This is a genomic window from Hymenobacter sp. AT01-02, assembly GCF_000961955.2.
In the GTDB taxonomy this organism is placed as follows: Bacteria; Bacteroidota; Bacteroidia; order Cytophagales; family Hymenobacteraceae; genus Hymenobacter; species Hymenobacter mucosus.
This window is the reverse complement of sequence record NZ_JZIR02000008.1, coordinates 37,311-55,140: the sequence shown is the minus strand read 5'-3', so window position 1 is coordinate 55,140 and position 17,830 is coordinate 37,311. Positions and strand designations below refer to the sequence as shown.

19 protein-coding genes and 1 pseudogene are annotated in these 17,830 nt (G+C 57.6%); 11 read left to right on the top strand and 9 right to left on the bottom strand.

The genetic code is table 11. The features are described 5' to 3' along the window. Nucleotides 1-113 precede the first annotated feature (113 nt). On the top strand, nt 114-1,232 hold the full coding sequence (locus VI25_RS03375; RefSeq protein ID WP_055562267.1) for a porin family protein: 1,119 nt from the start codon (nt 114-116) through the stop codon (nt 1,230-1,232). A gap of 23 nt (nt 1,233-1,255) precedes the next feature. Here VI25_RS03375 and VI25_RS03370 read toward each other — a convergent pair whose 3' ends face one another. The 8 genes from VI25_RS03370 to VI25_RS03335 all read right to left on the bottom strand — a co-directional run bounded on the left by VI25_RS03370 (nt 1,256) and on the right by VI25_RS03335 (nt 9,007). Then, entirely contained in the window at nt 1,256-2,947 is a 1,692-nt protein-coding gene (locus VI25_RS03370; RefSeq protein ID WP_045688977.1) for an ABC1 kinase family protein, read from the bottom strand. Between the two features lie 168 nt (nt 2,948-3,115). Then, the gene (locus VI25_RS03365) at nt 3,116-3,625 is read right to left on the bottom strand and encodes a phasin family protein (protein ID WP_045688978.1); all 510 of its coding nucleotides are present in this window, start codon (nt 3,623-3,625) and stop codon (nt 3,116-3,118) included. Between the two features lie 196 nt (nt 3,626-3,821). Continuing rightward, entirely contained in the window at nt 3,822-4,751 is a 930-nt protein-coding gene (locus tag VI25_RS03360) for an alpha/beta hydrolase (protein ID WP_045688979.1), read from the bottom strand. A 100-nt stretch (nt 4,752-4,851) separates the two neighbouring features. Next, nucleotides 4,852-6,006 carry a hypothetical protein gene (locus tag VI25_RS03355; RefSeq protein ID WP_045688980.1) on the bottom strand — a complete coding sequence of 385 codons (1,155 nt, stop codon included), beginning with the start codon at nt 6,004-6,006 and terminating at the stop codon, nt 4,852-4,854. A 111-nt stretch (nt 6,007-6,117) separates the two neighbouring features. Beyond that, nucleotides 6,118-6,987 carry a PDZ domain-containing protein gene (locus VI25_RS03350; protein WP_152981475.1) on the bottom strand — a complete coding sequence of 290 codons (870 nt, stop codon included), beginning with the start codon at nt 6,985-6,987 and terminating at the stop codon, nt 6,118-6,120. Then, on the bottom strand, nt 6,924-7,403 hold the full coding sequence (locus VI25_RS03345; RefSeq protein WP_055562265.1) for an aspartyl protease family protein: 480 nt from the start codon (nt 7,401-7,403) through the stop codon (nt 6,924-6,926). The genes VI25_RS03350 and VI25_RS03345 overlap by 64 nt, the downstream gene beginning before the upstream one ends. 66 nt (nt 7,404-7,469) lie before the next feature. Then, nucleotides 7,470-8,540, bottom strand: a complete 1,071-nt coding sequence (locus VI25_RS03340; RefSeq protein WP_045688982.1) for an o-succinylbenzoate synthase — start codon at nt 8,538-8,540, stop codon at nt 7,470-7,472. A 218-nt stretch (nt 8,541-8,758) separates the two neighbouring features. Beyond that, entirely contained in the window at nt 8,759-9,007 is a 249-nt protein-coding gene (locus tag VI25_RS03335) for a KGG domain-containing protein (RefSeq protein WP_055562264.1), read from the bottom strand. 321 nt (nt 9,008-9,328) lie between these two features. On the opposite strand from VI25_RS03335, the pseudogene egtB reads away from it, so the two are divergent. The 7 genes and pseudogenes from egtB (at nt 9,329) to VI25_RS03305 (ending at nt 15,436) form a co-directional block, all read left to right on the top strand. Continuing rightward, nucleotides 9,329-10,554 (top strand): annotated as a pseudogene (gene egtB, locus VI25_RS03330) (ergothioneine biosynthesis protein EgtB). Nucleotides 10,555-10,605: 51 nt separating this feature from the next. Beyond that, entirely contained in the window at nt 10,606-11,655 is a 1,050-nt protein-coding gene (egtD, locus tag VI25_RS03325) for an L-histidine N(alpha)-methyltransferase (protein ID WP_236704857.1), read from the top strand. Between the two features lie 98 nt (nt 11,656-11,753). Next, nucleotides 11,754-12,617, top strand: a complete 864-nt coding sequence (locus tag VI25_RS03320; protein ID WP_055562263.1) for a pyridoxal phosphate-dependent aminotransferase — start codon at nt 11,754-11,756, stop codon at nt 12,615-12,617. 283 nt (nt 12,618-12,900) lie between these two features. After that, the gene (locus tag VI25_RS03315; RefSeq protein ID WP_045688985.1) at nt 12,901-14,277 is read left to right on the top strand and encodes an MATE family efflux transporter; all 1,377 of its coding nucleotides are present in this window, start codon (nt 12,901-12,903) and stop codon (nt 14,275-14,277) included. 98 nt (nt 14,278-14,375) lie between these two features. After that, nucleotides 14,376-14,510, top strand: a complete 135-nt coding sequence (locus VI25_RS27590; RefSeq protein ID WP_262489911.1) for a hypothetical protein — start codon at nt 14,376-14,378, stop codon at nt 14,508-14,510. Between the two features lie 97 nt (nt 14,511-14,607). Next, nucleotides 14,608-14,937 carry a DUF922 domain-containing protein gene (locus VI25_RS24990; protein ID WP_055562262.1) on the top strand — a complete coding sequence of 110 codons (330 nt, stop codon included), beginning with the start codon at nt 14,608-14,610 and terminating at the stop codon, nt 14,935-14,937. Between the two features lie 151 nt (nt 14,938-15,088). Next, a complete protein-coding gene (locus VI25_RS03305; RefSeq protein ID WP_045688988.1) occupies nt 15,089-15,436 on the top strand; it encodes a tRNA-binding protein in 348 nt (115 codons plus the stop codon). Between the two features lie 15 nt (nt 15,437-15,451). Here the strand turns inward: VI25_RS03305 and VI25_RS03300 are convergent, their stop codons facing one another. Further along, the gene (locus VI25_RS03300; protein WP_143437122.1) at nt 15,452-15,829 is read right to left on the bottom strand and encodes a DUF4296 domain-containing protein; all 378 of its coding nucleotides are present in this window, start codon (nt 15,827-15,829) and stop codon (nt 15,452-15,454) included. A 38-nt stretch (nt 15,830-15,867) separates the two neighbouring features. Here VI25_RS03300 and VI25_RS03295 point away from each other — a divergent pair, with 38 nt between their 5' ends. From VI25_RS03295 to VI25_RS03285, 3 genes are read left to right on the top strand one after another with little or no spacing between them, the layout of a single operon-like run. Next, nucleotides 15,868-16,770, top strand: coding sequence for a DUF58 domain-containing protein (locus tag VI25_RS03295; RefSeq protein ID WP_045688990.1), 903 nt, complete (start codon nt 15,868-15,870; stop codon nt 16,768-16,770). After that, nucleotides 16,763-17,179, top strand: coding sequence for a hypothetical protein (locus VI25_RS03290; RefSeq protein WP_152981474.1), 417 nt, complete (start codon nt 16,763-16,765; stop codon nt 17,177-17,179). Before VI25_RS03295 ends, VI25_RS03290 begins: the two co-directional genes overlap by 8 nt. Further along, on the top strand, nt 17,149-17,703 hold the full coding sequence (locus tag VI25_RS03285; RefSeq protein ID WP_045688992.1) for a hypothetical protein: 555 nt from the start codon (nt 17,149-17,151) through the stop codon (nt 17,701-17,703). The genes VI25_RS03290 and VI25_RS03285 overlap by 31 nt, the downstream gene beginning before the upstream one ends. Nucleotides 17,704-17,830: the final 127 nt, after the last annotated feature.

The following is a 17,830-nucleotide window of genomic DNA, read 5'->3' as shown; positions in this document are numbered from 1 at the left end:
ACAGTTCCATTATTGCTGATTCCTTAACTAGGTTGCACTGCCTATTCGAGGGCCTCTCATTCTTTTAGCTTATTGCTGCATTGAAAATACCTATACTACTATCTATTCTTGGATTGGCTACCTTACCTGCCTTTGCCCAACGCTCAGCGCCCGACTACATAGTGACAACGGCAGGTGACACGCTACGCGGCCGGATTCAGATTTTTGGTCCTCAAAACCAGATGGTGCGGCTGTTCCGGGAAGGCGCTGCAACCGCTGAATTCTCACCAACTGAAGTACGCAGCTATGGCGACAGATCTGGTCAGCTTGGGGTAAGCATATCCGTAGGGCCCCAAGGGGCTCCGCAGTTTGTCGTTCCGCTTGTGCAGGGGTACGTCAGTTTGTATTCAGGAGAAAATGAGCGGGGTAAATCCCACTTTTTTCTGCAACCCGCCGACTCCGCCTACCTTGTTCCGGTACCTCCAACTACTGCTCGCCTCGCGTACTTACGGGTGCTGTCTGGCTGCCCATCTTTGGATTTCGCGTATAGCACCACCGAAAAACGCTATCCATACACCGAGATTGGCTTAAAGCGGCTAGTAACTGCCTACAACGAATGTCGGCAGCCCCAGCAAACTAGCCGTACGCTACGAAATACATCTGCCCGCGTGGCTGTTGGCCTGAAGGCTGGCCTGAATTCCTCTAGCTTCAAGTACGCAGATGACCGCTATGTGGGCTCCCACACAAATACCATAGGGTATCAAGCGGGTGTGATGTTTCATCTAGGGTCCAAAACTCAGTTTTCGGTGCAAGGTGAAGTTTCGTACGTGGCACTCCGCAGCGTATATGGCCCCGTTAACTTTCCCAACGGCTATGCGGCCTACACAACCCTACGTACCCTCACTGTCCATTACTCACAGATTCAAGTACCGATACTATTTCGGTACTCCTTCGGCCACCAGAACCTACGGCCTTATGTAAATGCTGGCCCCGTGTACGGACTCAACTTTCAGAACAAATCAACGGACAGCTACCAAGACTCCGATAAACCTGCGCCGAATACTCGCGCTTACACCGTTGCTGGCAGCAATAGTTTTGGCTTGAGTGGTGGTGCCGGCTTGCTTTGGCAGGGCACTTCCTTTCCCAACTTGAGCTTAGAAGTGCGCTATGAAAAGATGCTAGATGCTACTGGCTTTTATAGGTCGGCCCCCTCGCACGAGTCGTTGCGTCTCGACTTAGGCATATGGTTTTGATGTAGTAAGAACGCCGGGGTTTCTCACTCCCGGCGTTTCTCTCCTTTCGAACCAAGAATAAACAGGATGAGCAACAGGAATGCGGCCACTCCCAAGCTATACCAGGTCACGAGGGGAAGGCCGCGGTAGTAACGCATCTGGCCCGCTGGGTAATGGCCGAGCAGACTCAGGCCGGCAAACAAGATCATGGCTACTGCCACGGCCGCTAGAATGCCCCGGCTGACCAACTGATCAGCCTTGCGCAGTAGTAAGTGGTAGCCGCTTAACTCCACACGTACGCGCAAGTCGCCCCGGGATATTTTGCGCATGATCTGCCGCACATCCGTGGGCAGCGTTTGCAGGAGAGCCAGCAGTTGCGTGCCCGTGTACAGGGCTTCGCTCTGGATGTTCTCTGCCGAATATTGCTCGGCAATAATGCGGGCGCCGTAGGGCCGCACGAACTCGAACGTGTTGAAGCGCGGGTGCAGCACCTTGCCAATTCCTTCCAGAATTACGAGGGCTCGCAAAATCAGGAAAACCGCGCCCGGCACTTGCAGCTTGTAGCGGTAAATAATGCCTTGCAGAGCGTCGGCCAGGTCCGACATGCTCATGTCCTTCACGTCGAGTGTAGCGAAGTCGTCAATGAGCTGCGTCAGGTCGGTTTCGAAGGCGCGCATGTCGGATATTTCTGATGTGAGGGCCAGCCGCCGAAAGTTCAGAGCCATACTGCGCGCGTCCTGCCGGGCCATGCCAATAAACACGCCGGCAAAAGCATACTTCTGCTGGCGGCTCAGGCGCCCAACCATGCCGAAATCAATCAGGACAATGGTACCATCGGGGCGCACTAGCACGTTGCCGGGATGCGGGTCGGCGTGGAAGGCACCAAACTCGAAAATCTGCGTCAGGTAGATGTCCATTCCCGTTTCGGCGACCTTTTCGGGGCTCAGGCCCCAGGCCAGCAGTTGGGGCTTGTCGGTGATTTTGCAGCCGCTCACAAACTCAATGACCAGGATTCGGCTTGTGCTAAGCTCCCGGTAGGGCTGCGGAATATAGAACGTATTGTAGTTGGCGTACAGCTTGCGAAACTGCTCCATGCTGCGGGCCTCCGAGTTGTAATCCAACTCTTTGGTCATGCTGCGCTCAAAAGCATCTACAATGTCCTGGGGATTAGCCAGGCCTTGCTTGCGCAGGAACGGGGCCGTGAGGCGCACGAGTTCGTGCAGCAAGCTCAGGTCGGTGCGTACTTTTTCCTCTACTCCCGGCCGCTGCACCTTTACTACTACCTCCTCGCCCGTCAGCAACCGGGCCCGGTGCACCTGCCCAATGCTGGCAGAGCCCAGCGTCACTTCATCAAACTCGGCAAATACCTCCTCCAAGGGCCGTCCTAGCTCTTGTTCAATTATCTGGCGGGCCTGCGCCACCGGAAAAGGTAGCACATTGCTTTGCAGCTTCTCAAACTCATCAATAAGAGGCTGGGGCAGCAGGTCGGCACGGTTGCTGAGGGCTTGGGCCAGCTTAATGAAGGTAGGCCCGAGTTCCTCAATAATCATGCGGATGCGCTGCCACCGGGTCGTCTCAAACACAGCCTGCTCCCCATCTTGCCACGATGCCTGCCGGCTTTTGGGCACCAGCCGCCGCAGGGCGGTGCTGGTTACTACATCCTCAAAGCCGTAGCGAATTAGTACTTCCGCTACCTGCCGGATGCGTGTAAGGTTAGAGATTGTGTTTTTAAACATGCCTTGCAAAATCGGAATAAAACCCGGACTACCCTACCCCGCGGACAGGAGATGTTAGCTTAGCAGCTTGGTTCTTCCCCACGCACCCGCTAAGCTGCTACCATACCTACAACAAAACCCCGCCTGCAGAGTGCAAGCGGGGTTTAGTAACAGGTAAGGCGCAGGAAACTACGAGAGTTGGCTGCCGCTGCTGGAGGTGTTATCGTTAGGGGAAATAGCCTTTTTAGCGGCTATCTTCTTGGCTTTGTCTTCGGGGCTGTCGGTTTTGCTAATGGTTGGCTTGCTGCTCTTGCTCTTGGCTACCTTGGTAGCAGCGGCTGTGCTAGCCGCCGTGGTGTTGTTGCGCACGGAAGTGGAACTAACCTTACCAGCGGCCGGTGAGGTTGCTTCCGCACTTTTCGAGTTGCCCTTTACGGTGCGCTTAAGCTCTTCCACGTCGTCGTTAGATGCCACTCCTGCCCCTTTCATCAGGCGCGACGCAAGGCCTTGAAACTGCTTTTCTAGCTCTTTGCGCTTGCTGTCCGTGTTCTTCTTCAGCTCGTCCATGATTTTGGCGCCTTCCGATTCTGACAGCTTGCTTTCCTGCACCAGCTTATCTATGGTGCTTTGAACTCGGTCGTTGGTAAGTGATACGAAGCCCACGCCGGCATTGATGAACTTCTTAAACAGATCTTCCATAACGCTGAATGATTAAAGGGAAAGGTTGGGTGAGAAGAGAGAACTGCACAAAAGATTCGGGGCGGTGTGCTGGTAGCCGTCAACTCCGAGCCCAGCGTTCCGCCCTACGCAAATAATACGCGGCTGCGGGCAGAAAGTAACGCATAATGCATAAATACCAAGACCACAACCCACTAGTGCTTAGCTAGTTTACGGGTCAAGCAGCCTGCTTGCTAGCTAGTTGCGCCGCCCAGATCGTATGCGTGAAATTTGCTACGCGGTCGAGGGCCAGGCGGGCTTCGGGCACGAACCGCCAGAACAAATGCCACCAATGCACTAGGCCTTCAAATACCTGCAACGTAACCGGTGTTCCGGCGGCGCGGGCTTTGTTGGCGAAACGGACTACATCATCGCTTAGTACTTCAGCGTCGGACACCTGAATGAGAAGGGGCGGTAGGCGGTGTAAATCTGCGTGCACGGGCGAGAGCAACGGGTGCGCCAAGGGTGTCTCGGCGGCGTAAAGCGGGCCCCAGCCCCGAATCTCGAAGGCTTCTAGCACCTGGCTTTCCTCGTGCGTTACCCGGCGCAGCACGGGCGGCGGCAGGGCCAGGTCCGTCCAGGGTGAAAGGCCAATGACGGCAGCCGGTAGGGCCTCCTGAGCGTCGCGCAGGGCCAAGGCCAGGGCAAAAGCTAAGCCTCCGCCCGCAGAGTCGCCGGCTACCATAATGTTATGCGCCGCGTAGCCTTGCTTCTGCAGCCACCGGAAAGCTAGGAGAGCGTCTTCAAGCGCAGCCGGAAAAGGATACTCGGGAGCTTTCCGGTAGTTGATGGCGAGCGTAGCAAGCTCGCAACGTTGGGCGAGGGCTCCTACCAAGCCGCGGTGCGTATTGAGCGAGCCGAGTACGTAGCCCCCACCGTGCAAGTACAGTAGCACCCGCTCGGCCTGGGCCGCTGCGGGCCGGGCCCACTCGGCGGCCATTCCATCCACATTGGCATCTTCCAGAAACACATTCCACGGCATCACCTGCCCCAACGACAGCACTTCAAACCCCAGGCGCATAGCGGCCAGCTTTGGCACCTTACCGGTTAGGGTGCCCGTGGCCGAAGCCAAAAGCTGTTTGAGAAGCAAATGTTGGGTAGACGGCATGGAGAAAGTAGTTAGAAAGCAGTGTGGCAATGCAGCGCACTAACAGTTTAGCCGGTGAACAGCAAGGGTAGCTGAGTACTAACCTAGCGCCCAGTAAAACTTACTTTTTAGTACGTAGCCGGTGGCCTTTGTAGCCCCGAATAGCAATAGGAATCCATCCTAATACGGGGATGAAGAAGGTGAGGGTAAACGGATTGCGCCATATCATGCGCCAGTACGCTCCGGGGCGGCGCAAGTCCAGGTCGAAGGCGCGGTGGCCGTTGCGTACGTACCGGCGTTCAAACTCCTGGAATAAGGCAGGCCACGACCACGGCAGGAAAAACGGGAAAAACCGCCAGTTTTCTTTGATCCGCTGCCATAGCTCCGGCCACCGGTAGGGCTGCCGTCCGTATTGCTGTACGGCGGCGTCTAGCTCGGTTTGCATGCGGGCCCGAACTTGGTTGGAAAGCTCCTCATAATCGGGACGGGTAAGCTCGGCAACGGGTTTGGTGGTCAGTTCATAGGGCCGAATGCGGGTGCCCAGCACAAACGTGAGCTTAGCCGGAAACGCCATGTAGAAAAACCACGGCTGCAGCAGCACCAGCAGCAGAATGGGCCCCACAGGAATAAAGGGAATACCTATTTTCTTACTTAGCCGGTTCACCCAATCCCAACTATAGGTGTAGGGGTTTAGGTATTCTCCGTTGATGGTATAAAACGGAATGATATCGGTGCGATGCTGAATGCCCAGCCGCACGGTGCTGGTAGCTAGGCGCTGAAACTGGTATTTGCGGTTAAAGCCCTTTCCGATGCCCGCCACGCCCTCCGGGTAAAGCATGAGGTTATGGTCGTTGTAGTGCATCATCGTCTCAAAATTGAGCGTGGTAGCATCTACGCAGCCCGCCTTCTTCCAGAAGTTTTTGACCAGAAAGGGGTTCATCAGCGCCGACTGCGACAACATGGGGGCCGACAACGGGCGGGGTAAGTCGCGCTTGTCGGGTAGGCGGCGCCACAGATGCGACAGGGCCACGATGGCATCCCAGGGGAAGGCCATGCCCGAGTGGTTGGAGGCGAAGATGAGAGGCTTATCGGGGTTGTTGCGCTCGGGATACTGCTCGAACCCTACCAGCTCAGACCGAAACCATACCCGATCAAGCAACTGCAGGATATTGCGGTCAAGTGTTTCTACGAACTCCTCGTCGAAGTGCTCGGAATAGATATGCTGATTAGCCTGAATAGCAGGTGGAGCAGAAGGATCGAGTGAGGCCGTGGACATTGGGCGGGAATACGGCAAACGAGGCTAAACGGGCGGGTAGGGCGCCAAGGTACCATTTTTGGTAACACTACTGCTACGCAACGGGGCGCTACCGTAGTTACAGGCGCCCCCTCAGATCTGACGCTTTAGCCGAATGGTGGTGGTGAACAGCTCCCCGTTTTCGCGGCGTACGAGCAGCAGCAGTGTGCGCCCATCGGCAGAATGAAACATGCGGCTCACCTGGGTCAGATTGAGCTGGCTGGCGGGCAGCAGGTTGATGGACAGCAGTTCGTCGCGAGGGCGCAACCCTGCCGCTTCGGCCGGCGAGTGGGGCTGAACTTTCATCAACAGGTAGCGCCGGTAGTTTTCGCCCGTGGCCATAATGTCCAAACCGCACATATCATGCTCGAAAGGGTCGCGAAATAGCCCATTGGGCCGCAGCAGCAGTTGGTTGCGGGGGTAGTCGATGATAACAACGAACCGCTTGAGCAGCTCAAAGCCCAGGTTCCCATTGCGGTACACATCCGTGCGCAGGGCCACGTCGGCAGCATCGGGGAAAGACGTAAGCAGGGAAGGCACTTGGTAGCGCCCGAGGCGTAGCGCCGCCACCCGGCCCAAGTAGCCATTAATGTAGCCACTCAGCCCCCGCCCCAGCTGGGTCCGCAAGCGCGTGGGTGGCACCCGCAAACGAGGGCTGGAAGTGGTTTCTAGGGAAAGCGCGTGGCCCGCACCGGTATCTAGCACCAGCTTCAGGGGCATGGTCAGGGAATCAGACAAAACTACTGGTACCGTCAGGTAGGGCTTGCTATTCTCTATTTCAAGTGGAATGCTCACCCACCGTTTGCTGCGGGGCCGGCGGTAGCGCGTAGGATGGCGAAAGACCAACTGCTCCTTCTCAGGCTGTACTTCCACGGCAAAGCTGCGAAAGATGGCGGACCCTAGCAGCCCGTGAATAGGCATGCCCACATAACCCGAGAGGTTGAGAATGTCTTCGGAGAGCACCAGAAATGAGAAGTTGTCGCTTGCACGCCCCGTAGCTCTACATTCACGCCCTCCACCTGGTACGCCTCTAGGGGAGCTTCCTCGCCGGCACCCGCAATTTGGAAACGCTGCCCCAGCCTAAGCCCCAGTTGGCGCTGCAACGAGATATCCGTAATGAGGCTGCTGTTGATGCCCGTATCCAACAAGAAGTTGAAGGGCCCTTGCCCGTTCAGCTTTACCTGCACTACGATAAGATTCCGCTGTAGGAAAAAGGGCACTAATGCTTGCTCTTGGCGAGGCCGCTTAAACTGAAAAGGCGCAGACTTTTCCTGGGCATGGCCCGCTACTACAACCAGTAGTAGGCCCCATAAGCACAGCGGCGCCCTCGCCCACGGGCGTAGGGAAAACAGCCAGAGCAGTGCGCAACGGAGCAGCATGGTGGGGAGGTGGTGGGCTTGGTAATTTACGCAAAAAACCTAGCCAGCACACCTACTCCCGTGCGCCTATTCTACTGTTTCCCAGCTTTCTTGGGGTAGGTAAAACAGGTGCCCATTGCGGATGTGCAACGGGGCCCCTATGTTGTTGTGGTAAAGCTGCCCCGTACCCAATCCTTGCGGAAAACCGGGGGCAGCATATGCCCCTGCCAGCTGGCTCACGGCGTTCAGGCCCACGTTGGATTCTAGGGCTGAGGTAAGCCACCACGCAATGCCCCGGGCTTGCGCCGCAGCCATCCACTCCAAGCTGGCGCCAAGGCCACCTACCAGGGTAGGTTTGAGAATAATGAAGGCTGGCTGTACGGTAGCCAGCAATTCTTGCTGTTGGGCTGGGTCCGTCACACCTATCAGTTCCTCATCCAGCGCCACGGGCACGGGGGAGTTGCGGCATATGGCGGCCATGGCGGCCCAGTTGCCAGCCCGAATAGGCTGCTCAATAGAATGTATCTGGAACGCCGCCAGTTGCTCTAGCTTGCCCAAAGCCTCTTCGGGTGAGAAGGCACCATTGGCATCTACCCGCAGCGTGAGCTGTTCAGGCCCGGCTACAGCGCGTATTTCACGTAGGAGCGCCAATTCGGTTTCAAAATCCAGGCTGCCTATCTTGAGCTTAAGGCAAGCGTAGCCTTCTGCTAGCTTCTTCTCAATTTGTTGGCGCATGAAGGCAGCATCGCCCATCCATACCAGCCCATTGACGGGAATGCCTGCTTCACCCCGGCCGAACGCGGTATTATACAGCTGCCGACGCCCGCCGTGCTGCAAGTCCAGCGTAGCCGTTTCGAGGGCAAACCGCAGGGCGGGCCACTCTGGCCCTACCAAGCTGGCCGCTTCCTCAGGTAGCAGTTCGCGTAGCTGCCGCCGGTTAAACTCGCGACAGAAGCCTTCCAGGGTGCTTTCGAAATCGGGCCGATGATCGGGGCTAAGCCCGGCTAGCGGTGCGGCTTCCCCTAGGCCCTCTACCCCCGACTGGGCAGTGTCCGATAAATGGAGGTAGTGCGCAACGTGCTCGGTGAGGGCGCCGCGGGAAGTACGAGCGGGAAAGTTGAAGCGGAGCGTACGCTGGGAAGTGCGGAGTTGAAGCATGAATGGGAATACGAACGCAAGCGTCAGAGAGGTACGTAGACAGAGCACTAGTAACAAGGTAGGCACAGAATTGGCTGCCTTGGCCTCAATCCTAGCGTAGGAGAGGGGCTGCCGCCTACCCCCAAACGCAACGCAGCCTCCGCACTCAGTGCGAAGGCTGCGTATGTAAGGCGAGCAGGAAGGAAACCCACCCTTCTCGTCTTCTTCAGAAAAGCGAATTAGCTAACGGCAGTGCCCTGATTACCGCGCCCACGGCTAGCTTGGCCCCCTTTTCGGCCGGCAGCACGTGCTTCCTCTGAAGTAAAGCGGTGGCCCCGACCACTCTGGTGCGAGGCACGTCCACCTTCGCTAGCAATGCGACGTTGCTGAGCGGGGTCCATGGCGGCGAAACCACGTGGACGCTTAGGGGCAGGAGTTTCTGCAGGAGAAGTGCTGCGCGAAGTGGTTGATGTCCGGTTGGTGTTCATAGCTCTACAAGAAATGTAGGTGGAAAAATGGTCGATGGCACTTAGCTCCTCTAACGGGCAGTGCCTCATCTAAGATGAGCTATTAGACCTTAAAAACCGCTTCTACACGTCAAAATACCGTTTTCTACCGAACAGCTCGTCCGTAGTAATACGCAACCATACGCGAAATACTGACGACCTTACCGGCGAAGAATTGGACAACCAGATAGGCCAGTACGTAGTTATACTCTGGTTCTTCCTCTCTCGTTTCGTATGTCTGTAGCTCCCCACTCCGCCGCCACTGCTGTGGCTTCTCCCTCTTCTTTGGCCGACCGCTTTCAGATGGTGCGCCAGCAATCAGAGGCCCTGTGCCGCCCGCTGCTCCCTGAGGATACGGTAGTGCAGCCCACCATTGATGTGAGCCCGCCCAAGTGGCACTTGGCTCATACCACTTGGTTCTGGGAAACCTTTTTACTGCGCGAGTACCTACCCGGCTACGAAGTATATCACCCCGACTACGCTTTTCTTTTTAACTCCTATTACAACTCTCTGGGCTCCCGCGTGAACCGCGCCGACCGGGGCACCCTCTCGCGCCCACCATTGCGCGACGTGTACGCCTACCGCACCTACGTCGACGAACACATGGCGCGCTTACTGTCCCTAGCAGATACTTTGCCCCCCACCGTTGGCGAGCTAGTAGAGCTAGGACTACAGCACGAGCAGCAGCACCAAGAACTGTTAGCCACTGATATTAAGTACATTCTAAGCACTAGCCCGCTCGCGCCGGCTTACCTGGAACCTACCCTTGCCCCCGCCCCCGCCATACTGGCGCCAGCCTCTTGGCTACCCGTACCCGGCGGCATGCACCGCATAGGGTTTGAGGGTGAAGGGTTTTGCTTCGATAATGAGTTGGCCCCGCACGATACCTACGTAGCGGACTTCGAACTACAAAATCGCCTCGTGACCAATGCTGAGTTCCTCGAATTCATAGAGGCCGGCGGCTACCGCGACTTCCGCTATTGGCTAGGGGAAGGGTGGGACCTCGTAAATTCCCAAGGCTGGGAGGCTCCTCTCTACTGGACTAAGCAGGCTGGGAATTGGCAGCGTTTCAGCCACCACGGGCTACAGCCCCTAAACCTGGCGGCTCCGGTCACGCACATCAGCTTTTACGAGGCCGATGCGTACGCACAGTGGCGCGGCTGCCGCTTGCCCTCCGAGCAGGAGTGGGAAATTGCGGCTCGTCACTTCGGCGCCACCCCTACGGGCGGTACCTTTCTGGAAAGCAACCTCTACGACCCACAACCCCTGCCCACTGATGCTGACCCCACTCAGTGCCACCAGCTCTTAGGTGATGCTTGGGAATGGACTTACTCAGCCTACCACCCTACCCCGGCTACCAGCGGGCGGCGGGCGCGCTGGGCGAGTACAACGGCAAGTTTATGATAAACCAACTGGTGCTGCGCGGGGGCTCCTGCGCCACTCCCGAAAGCCACATCCGTATTACCTACCGTAACTTCTTCCACGCCGACAAGCGCTGGCAGTTCACGGGTATCCGGCTGGCGCGCTAGCCTTGCCTGCTAGCTGTGGTGTATCCTTCCGTTCGTGCTTTCTCTCTGCCGATGATTTCTTCGCCTCTCTCGCCTGCTGCACCTACTACCGCCCCGCCGTTGGCCGCCGACCTCAGTCCTTTAGCCCAGCACGTGCGCCAAGGCCTACAGCAACCGTTCAAGACCTTGTCGTCAATGTATTTCTATGATGACGAGGGCAGCCGACTGTTCCAGCAGATTATGGCGTTGCCGGAGTACTACCCCACTCGCACCGAGTTTGGACTACTAACCGAGCACCAGGCGGCCATTAGTACTGCCTTACGGCCAATGGCTGCGCAGGAGCCATTTTATTTGATTGAGTTGGGGGCTGGTGATGGGTTAAAAACCAAGATTCTACTGCGTCAACTACTCGATACGGACGCCCGGTTTACCTACGTACCCGTTGACATTTCGGCAGGGGCCTTGGAAGGACTGATTGCCGCCCTGCAAGCAGAACTGCCAACCCTGGCCGTAGAGCCCGTTGTAGCTGACTATGCCGACGCCCTAACCCTTATGGCAACGCGCCCAGGCCGAAAAGCCGTGCTCTTTTTGGGTTCTAACATCGGCAACTTTCTTCCCTCCGATCGGCACGCTTTTCTGCGGCGCTTATGCCAGCCACTCACCCACGACGACCGACTGCTCGTAGGGTTCGACTTGCAGAAAGACCCTCGTTTTATTCGTGCCGCCTACGACGATACCCAGGGCGTTACAGCCGCTTTCAACCTTAACCTACTCCGCCGACTAAACCGGGAGCTAGGCGCCAACTTTGACCTGGACCACTGGCAGCATTACACCGACTACGACCCGCTTACTGGGGCCGTGCGCTCCTTTCTTGTTAGTACCCGCGCCCAGACGGTGCAGTTTGCCGCGTGGAAAGGCGCAGTGGACTTCCGGGCGTGGGAAATGATTCATACCGAAAACTCCTACAAGTTCACGCGCTTGGCATCACGCAGCTGGCCGTTGAAGCCGGCTTTGAAGTGCAGGAATTTTTCACGGACGGGCAGGAATTCTTTGCCGACGTTATCTTGGCTCCCCAAAGCTAAGCAGCATTTCCGCAGGGGCGAGTTGCTTGGCTACCAGTAACTCGCCCCCGTTTGTTTCATGGCTGATCTTATATCACTGGCTTCTGGCTACGGCTCCTTTCTTCCTCCACCGGCGGCCGTTGAAGCAGCTACCCAGCTTTGCAGGCCGTCCAACTGCCCGTGGCCCATATTGCGGGCTTGCCGGCCCTGCGCCAAGCATTGGCAGAGCGCTACCAAGGTGCAGCGGCCATTTCTTCCGACCAAGTAGTAGTAACGCCGGGCGCTAAGTCGGCGCTGTACGCCTTACTTGTCATGCTGCTCCGCCCTCAAGACGAGGTAGTACTCCCTACACCCAATTGGTTTGGCTTCGATAAGCTCTTGGCGCGCACTAGCGCCACTGTGCGCCACGTACCACTATCCGGGGCCGACAATTATGCCTTAACGCCAGCCGCACTACGGGCTGCTCTTACCCCACGCACTCGCATCCTGCTACTTTCCAACCCCAACAACCCCACCGGCCGGGTGTACCACCGGGCCGAGCTGGCCGCTTTGCTGGAGGTGACGCGCGAGTTTCCCGACCTCTACGTGCTATCGGATGAGATTTACAACCTTATCTCCTTTGGTGCCGAGCCAGTACCTTCCTTACTTGATTTCCCTGACCCGGCCGGACGCCACGTGGTAGTCAATGGTTTCTCCAAGTCGTTGGCTCTGATAGGTTGGGGCATAGGGTACCTGGTGGCCCCTGCTGCCCTAGCCCAAGCTTGCGCCGAGTGGCAATTTGCCACGAGCGTTGCCGTGCCAGTGCCTGCTCAGCAAGGCGCACTAGCTGCCACGCACGATGCTACTTCAATTGCAGCAGAACTTTGTCACCAGCTTCACCTCACCCGCCCGCTTTTACTCAACTACCTGGGCAGCTTGTCCCGCGTACCAACATTATTGCCGGAGGCCACCTACTATGCTTTCCCTGATTTGCGCGCTTATCTCGACCCGGCTCTCCCGCTCGCCAAGCTTCGGCGGCCCTAGTAGAACGCTTCAAGGCAGGCGGAGTAGAGGTAGTAGATGGCGGTACATGCCACGCACCTGGGTTCGTGCGCATCTCGTACGCCGTGCCCGAGCCACAGCTGCGGGAAGCCCTAACCCGGCTGAGCACTGTTCTTGCGCAACACGCTTGATAGTATAACTGTCGCTCGGGGCTGTTTGCTCGGCAGCAAGCAGTTATTGGGAGTGCTTCCTAGCTGATAGGTCCGCTTTTGGCAGAAAGGCCGGAACAGGAGTCGTACCTTTGCGGCGTTTTTTAGCTGCTACTATGCCTCTTTCCGCCCTACGCCCCCATCTGCGACCTACGCTAGCACTCGCTTACCCCGTGATGCTCAGCCAGCTCGGTCACGTGCTCGTAAACGTGTGCGACAGTATGGTGGTGGGTCAGACCGGCAAAGTAGCGCTGGCGGCGGTTTCCTTGAGCGTGAGCGTGTGCACGGTCGTTATGGTGTTTGGCATGGGGCTAGCCATGGGTATCACTCCGCTAGTTGCCGCCGCCGATGGCCGCCGCGACATTGCTGCCTTAGGACGCCTCCTGGTAAATGGCGTGTGGCTAACAACGGCCGCCGGCCTAGTGTTGGGCGGCTTGGGCTTGCTGCTGCCCCCCCTGTTGCCCTACCTGCACCAGCCGCCCGCCGTGGTAGCCCTAGCCGCCCCCTGGATTCGCGTCATTTTCTTGTCGCTGCTGCCGCTCATGGTATTTCAAGGCTTCAAGCAGTTCGCGGAAGGCTTGGGACTTACCCGCCAGGCTATGCTGCTATCAGTGCAAGCCAATCTGCTCAATGCCTTTCTGTGTTACGCGCTGGTATTCGGCAAATTTGGCTTTCCAACCATGGGCATGATGGGCGCGGCATGGGCTACTCTACTGGCCCGCGGACTCATGGCCGTGTTAATGGCCGCCTACGTGTTGATGGCTGTGCGCCTGCGCCCCTACCGCCAAGCTGCTGCTCACCGCCTGTTGCCGGATGCGGCAGGCGTGCGCTACCTTGTGGGCTTTGGGTCGCCTATTGGGGTGCAGATGATGTTTGAGATGGGCGCGTTCAGCTTCTCTGCCATCATGATTGGCTGGCTGGGGGCCACGGAGCTAGCGGCCCACCAGATTGCCATAAATGTAGCCTCCGTTACTTACATGGCGGCTAGTGGTATTGCGGCGGCGGCTACCATTCGGGTGGGCAAGCAGCGCGGCCTGGGCCAGGCCGAAGGTGCCCGGCAGGCTGGCTTTGCGGCCTATTTAATCACGTTTGGCTTCATGACCCTAATGGGCTTGCTGCTCATTGTGGCCCGCCACTTTATTCCGCAGTACTACAACGACGACCCTACCGTGGTAGCCCAAGCGGCCGGTCTGCTCTTGATTGCCGCCGCTTTCCAAATTTCGGACGGCGTGCAAGTAGTAGGGCTAGGTGCCCTGCGCGGCTTGGAAGATGTGAAGGTGCCATCGGTGGTGGCATTGCTAGCCTACTGGGCGGTGGCCCTCCCGCTGGGCTACGTGCTGGCATTTCCGCTGGGCCTGGGCGCCGTGGGAGTCTGGCTAGGCCTGCTCACGGGCCTTACGCTAGTAGCGCTGCTGCTGCTGCTGCGCTTTCGTTTTCGCAGCCGCGTACCCGCGCCGCCTCATCTGAACGAAGTAGCCTTGGCCGTACGTTAGCCGAGCACCAGCTGTCTTTGCCTAGGGAGGCGCCTACCCGTCGGTACGGCCCATTTCTTGCACGGGCAGCGTGCTAGCCCGCTTTTCCTGTATTTCAGATGCTGACCATCTTCTCGCTCCCTCTCTTCCTGCTGAGCCTACTGGCTCCTGCCGCCCAAGGCCCCACTACCCCAGCCGCGCCTGCTCCTCCTGCCCCCGTGGAGTGGCAGCCCAACCGCCCCCTTACCTGCTGATTTCAAGGCCCGACCCAACACCGACCGGCTGGCGGCCCTTACCTCATCTACCATTGATGCCAAGGTAGGCTGCATTGATTATCAGTTCTCAGCCAAGGTGCGAGCCGTATTTACGCCTACTGAGTCGTGGGTGCGCTACCCCGCTACGGCTACGGCAGCCTTGCTGAAGCACGAACAAACCCACTTCGACCTTACAGAATACCATGCCCGCAAACTGCGGCAGAAGCTTAGCTTAGTAAAGCTCGATTGCGAGCATTTGCAGCCCGCTTTCAACAACCTGACGAAGGTAGCTTTCCTGGAATGGCAGCGCGAAGAAGCCCGCTACGATCAGGATACTAACCACGGCCTGAATACGCCACGGCAGCTTTTCTGGGAGCAACAGGTACAGCAAAAGCTGCAGCAACTGGAGGCGTTTGCCGCAAAATAAATCCACTAGTCTCTCAACATCTGCCTTAGCTGCGCACGACTAATTCGTGCTTACCCAGTAGCTGGGGCGGGTGCCAAGCTCTGCATCAGGTGCATTTTGTCGCTACTTCTTGTAGGCTGGGTGCTACCTTCGCTAGCTCACCCTACTGCATATGGACTCTTCTGCTACAATAACCTGGTCCGATTTTGAACGGGTTGATATTCGAGTAGGCACCATTCTGGAAGCTCGGCCTTTTCCGGCTGCTCGCAAACCTGCCTATCAGTTACTACTTGACCTGGGGCCAGAAATTGGCTTCAAGAAGTCTAGCGCGCAAATTACGCATCACTACCAACCTGCCGACCTTGTTGGGCGGCAGGTGCTATGCGTGGTCAACTTTCCTCCCCGGCAGATAGCCAACTTCATGTCGGAGGTGCTGGTGACGGGAGCAGCGGATGCCGGAGGACACATTGTTTTGACGGCGCTAGCCGCACCAGTCCCCAATGGTAGCCGCTTAGTATAACACTGCGCCCACACCTTACGGGTGGCTGGGTCCTGGCTGAGTGCCACCCTGCCGCACTTCGCGCAAGCCCAGCGTATCAATCACTACCCCGTAAATTTCGTCCAGGTCTTTGCCATGCACGGCGTAGTAGCGGTAGCTTTGTTGAAAGCTAGAATCGGTGACCTGGTAGCGCCACAAGAGGCTCTTTTGCTGCTGCACGTACATGGCCCGCGCCGAATCCATGGGTAGGCCCGTAGCATCAATGCGGGCTTCTAGCGTATGTAGCTCTACCAGCAGTCCTGCCATCTTGTCCTTCGGGACAAGTTGCGCGGGCGGCACGGCCTCATCAGGCTTCTCGCAGGCCGTAGCCAGCAGGGTAAGCAAGAGAGATAAAAAGACGAAACGATTTTTCACGGTCGCAAAGTTAGGAGGAACGCGTAGTTTTAGGCCCCATGAATCTTGCTCCTTCTTCACCCTTTCAGCAGCTTGTCCGGCGCCTGCGCCAGATGGAAATACGCATTCTAAAAGCGGTGGATGCGCAGTTGCAGGGCGATTTTCATTCCGTATTCAAAGGTACTGGCTTGGAGTTCGACGATGTGCGCCTTTACCAGTACGGCGACGAGGTGCGGGCCATTGACTGGGCCGTATCCAGCAAAGGTCACGGCACGTTTGTCAAAACCTATAAGGAGGAACGCGAGCAGCAGGTACTTTTATTGCTCGATGTGAGCGGTTCCCAACAGGTAGGCGCGGCCACGCGGCGTAAAATTGACGTAGGCCGCGAAATTTGCGGGGTGCTGGCGCTGGCCGCCGCCCGTCAAGATGCGCAGCTAGGCATTCTTGCTTTTTCTGATCAGAAAGAACTGTTCCTTCCCCCCGGCAAGGGTATTCGCCACGCTTACGCCCTCATTAAGCGGCTTTTCGCACTGGAACCTCAGAGCAAGCAAACCGATGTAGCTGCCGGCATTAAGCAGGCCTTGGGGCTTCTGAAGCGCCGCACCATTGTGTTGCTCATTTCTGACTTCATTGATACTCCTTACGAACGGGAGCTAATCATGCTGGCGCGTAAGCACGACCTAGTGGTGCTGCAACTGCTGGATCAGCGGGAACGAGAATTCCCTCCCCTAGGCATCATTCCTCTGCACGACCAAGAATCGGGGCGCACGGTGTGGGTTAACACTTCCTCGCGCGCCTTTCGGGCCCGGTACCGCGCTACGTACGAGCAGAACCGGGACCAGATTAGCCAGATCTGCCGGCGCCACCGCACGGAGTATCTTTCCATTGCCACCGACACTGACTTCGTTCCGCAGTTGGTGAACCTATTCCGGCGGCGCAACCAGCGTGGAGGCCGTGGGTAAGCACCAAGGCTGGTACTGGGTAGGCCTGGCTGCCCTGCTACGAAGTTCAAGCGCCGCGGCCCAGGTACCAGCCGATACCCTTCCGCGGGGCCGCTTTTTGCATCCCACCACGCGGGTAGGCGAGCTGGTGGAATATGAGTTGAGCTACCATCATGCCCCAGCGCTGGAAGTTATCTTCCCTGATTCGGCCGCCAAGTTTGGACCGTTTGAGTACGCAGACCGGCAATTCTTTCCTACGTTCACGCGACAAGGCCGGAGCCTCGACCGCACCGTGTACCGGCTGCGCACCTTCTCCCTAGACTCGGTACAGAGCTTGAGCCTACCCATTACAGTACTGCACGGCGCCGATACGCTTACTATTCCCACGGAACCAGCACCGTGCGACTGGTACGTACGGCCCCTCCCATAACAGCCGGCCAAGTACCGGTACTCCGGCAGAACCTGCGGTTGCAGCCCGTGGAGCCTGAGTTCAACTACCCATACTGGCTAGCCGGGGCGGCGCTGGTACTGGCAATTGTGGGAGGCGTGGTGCTGGGATTTCGGCGGGGCTTACGCCTGCGCTACCGCCGGTACCGCCTGCGCAAAAACCATGTGTACTTTCTGGCCCAGTATGCCCGCCACGTGGAGCGCTTCAACTTATCCCGCTCGCTCACCAATATGGAGCGAGCCATTACACTCTGGAAGAACTACCTCTCGGCCCTTGAGGATAGCGCCATCAGTAGCCTGACTACCCGCGAAATTGTGATTCATTACCAGAACGACGCCGATGTTCGACTGGCCTTACGCCTAGCCGACCGGGTTATTTATGGCAATCAGTTTTCGGAAGATGATACTGAAACTGACCTGGCCTTCGTGCTCCTACGCGACTTTGCGGAGCGGCGGTATTCCTTGGTGATGGATAAGCTCACCGTTGGCCGAAAGCAGCTAGCGTAACCTACTACTCCACGAGGAACGGGCGCCACCGGGAGGGCGTTAGCATTTGCCCCTTGTGCTACTCGGTTCTCCTACCTGTTCCCTTATGGCGCGGCCGAGCAACATAACCGATACTTTTGCGCTTTCT

Bases quoted from the DNA above. Each gene is read 5' to 3' on its own strand.
- VI25_RS03370 (WP_045688977.1), bottom strand. From the start codon at position 2,947: ATGTTTAAAAACACAATCTCTAACCTTACACGCATCCGGCAGGTAGCG.
- VI25_RS03365 (WP_045688978.1), bottom strand. From the start codon at position 3,625: ATGGAAGATCTGTTTAAGAAGTTCATCAATGCCGGCGTGGGCTTCGTA.
- VI25_RS03360 (WP_045688979.1), bottom strand. From the start codon at position 4,751: ATGCCGTCTACCCAACATTTGCTTCTCAAACAGCTTTTGGCTTCGGCC.
- VI25_RS03355 (WP_045688980.1), bottom strand. From the start codon at position 6,006: ATGTCCACGGCCTCACTCGATCCTTCTGCTCCACCTGCTATTCAGGCT.
- VI25_RS03345 (WP_055562265.1), bottom strand. From the start codon at position 7,403: ATGCTGCTCCGTTGCGCACTGCTCTGGCTGTTTTCCCTACGCCCGTGG.
- VI25_RS03340 (WP_045688982.1), bottom strand. From the start codon at position 8,540: ATGCTTCAACTCCGCACTTCCCAGCGTACGCTCCGCTTCAACTTTCCC.
- VI25_RS03335 (WP_055562264.1), bottom strand. From the start codon at position 9,007: ATGAACACCAACCGGACATCAACCACTTCGCGCAGCACTTCTCCTGCA.
- egtD (WP_236704857.1), top strand. From the start codon at position 10,606: ATGATTTCTTCGCCTCTCTCGCCTGCTGCACCTACTACCGCCCCGCCG.
- VI25_RS03315 (WP_045688985.1), top strand. From the start codon at position 12,901: ATGCCTCTTTCCGCCCTACGCCCCCATCTGCGACCTACGCTAGCACTC.
- VI25_RS27590 (WP_262489911.1), top strand. From the start codon at position 14,376: ATGCTGACCATCTTCTCGCTCCCTCTCTTCCTGCTGAGCCTACTGGCT.
- VI25_RS03305 (WP_045688988.1), top strand. From the start codon at position 15,089: ATGGACTCTTCTGCTACAATAACCTGGTCCGATTTTGAACGGGTTGAT.
- VI25_RS03295 (WP_045688990.1), top strand. From the start codon at position 15,868: ATGAATCTTGCTCCTTCTTCACCCTTTCAGCAGCTTGTCCGGCGCCTG.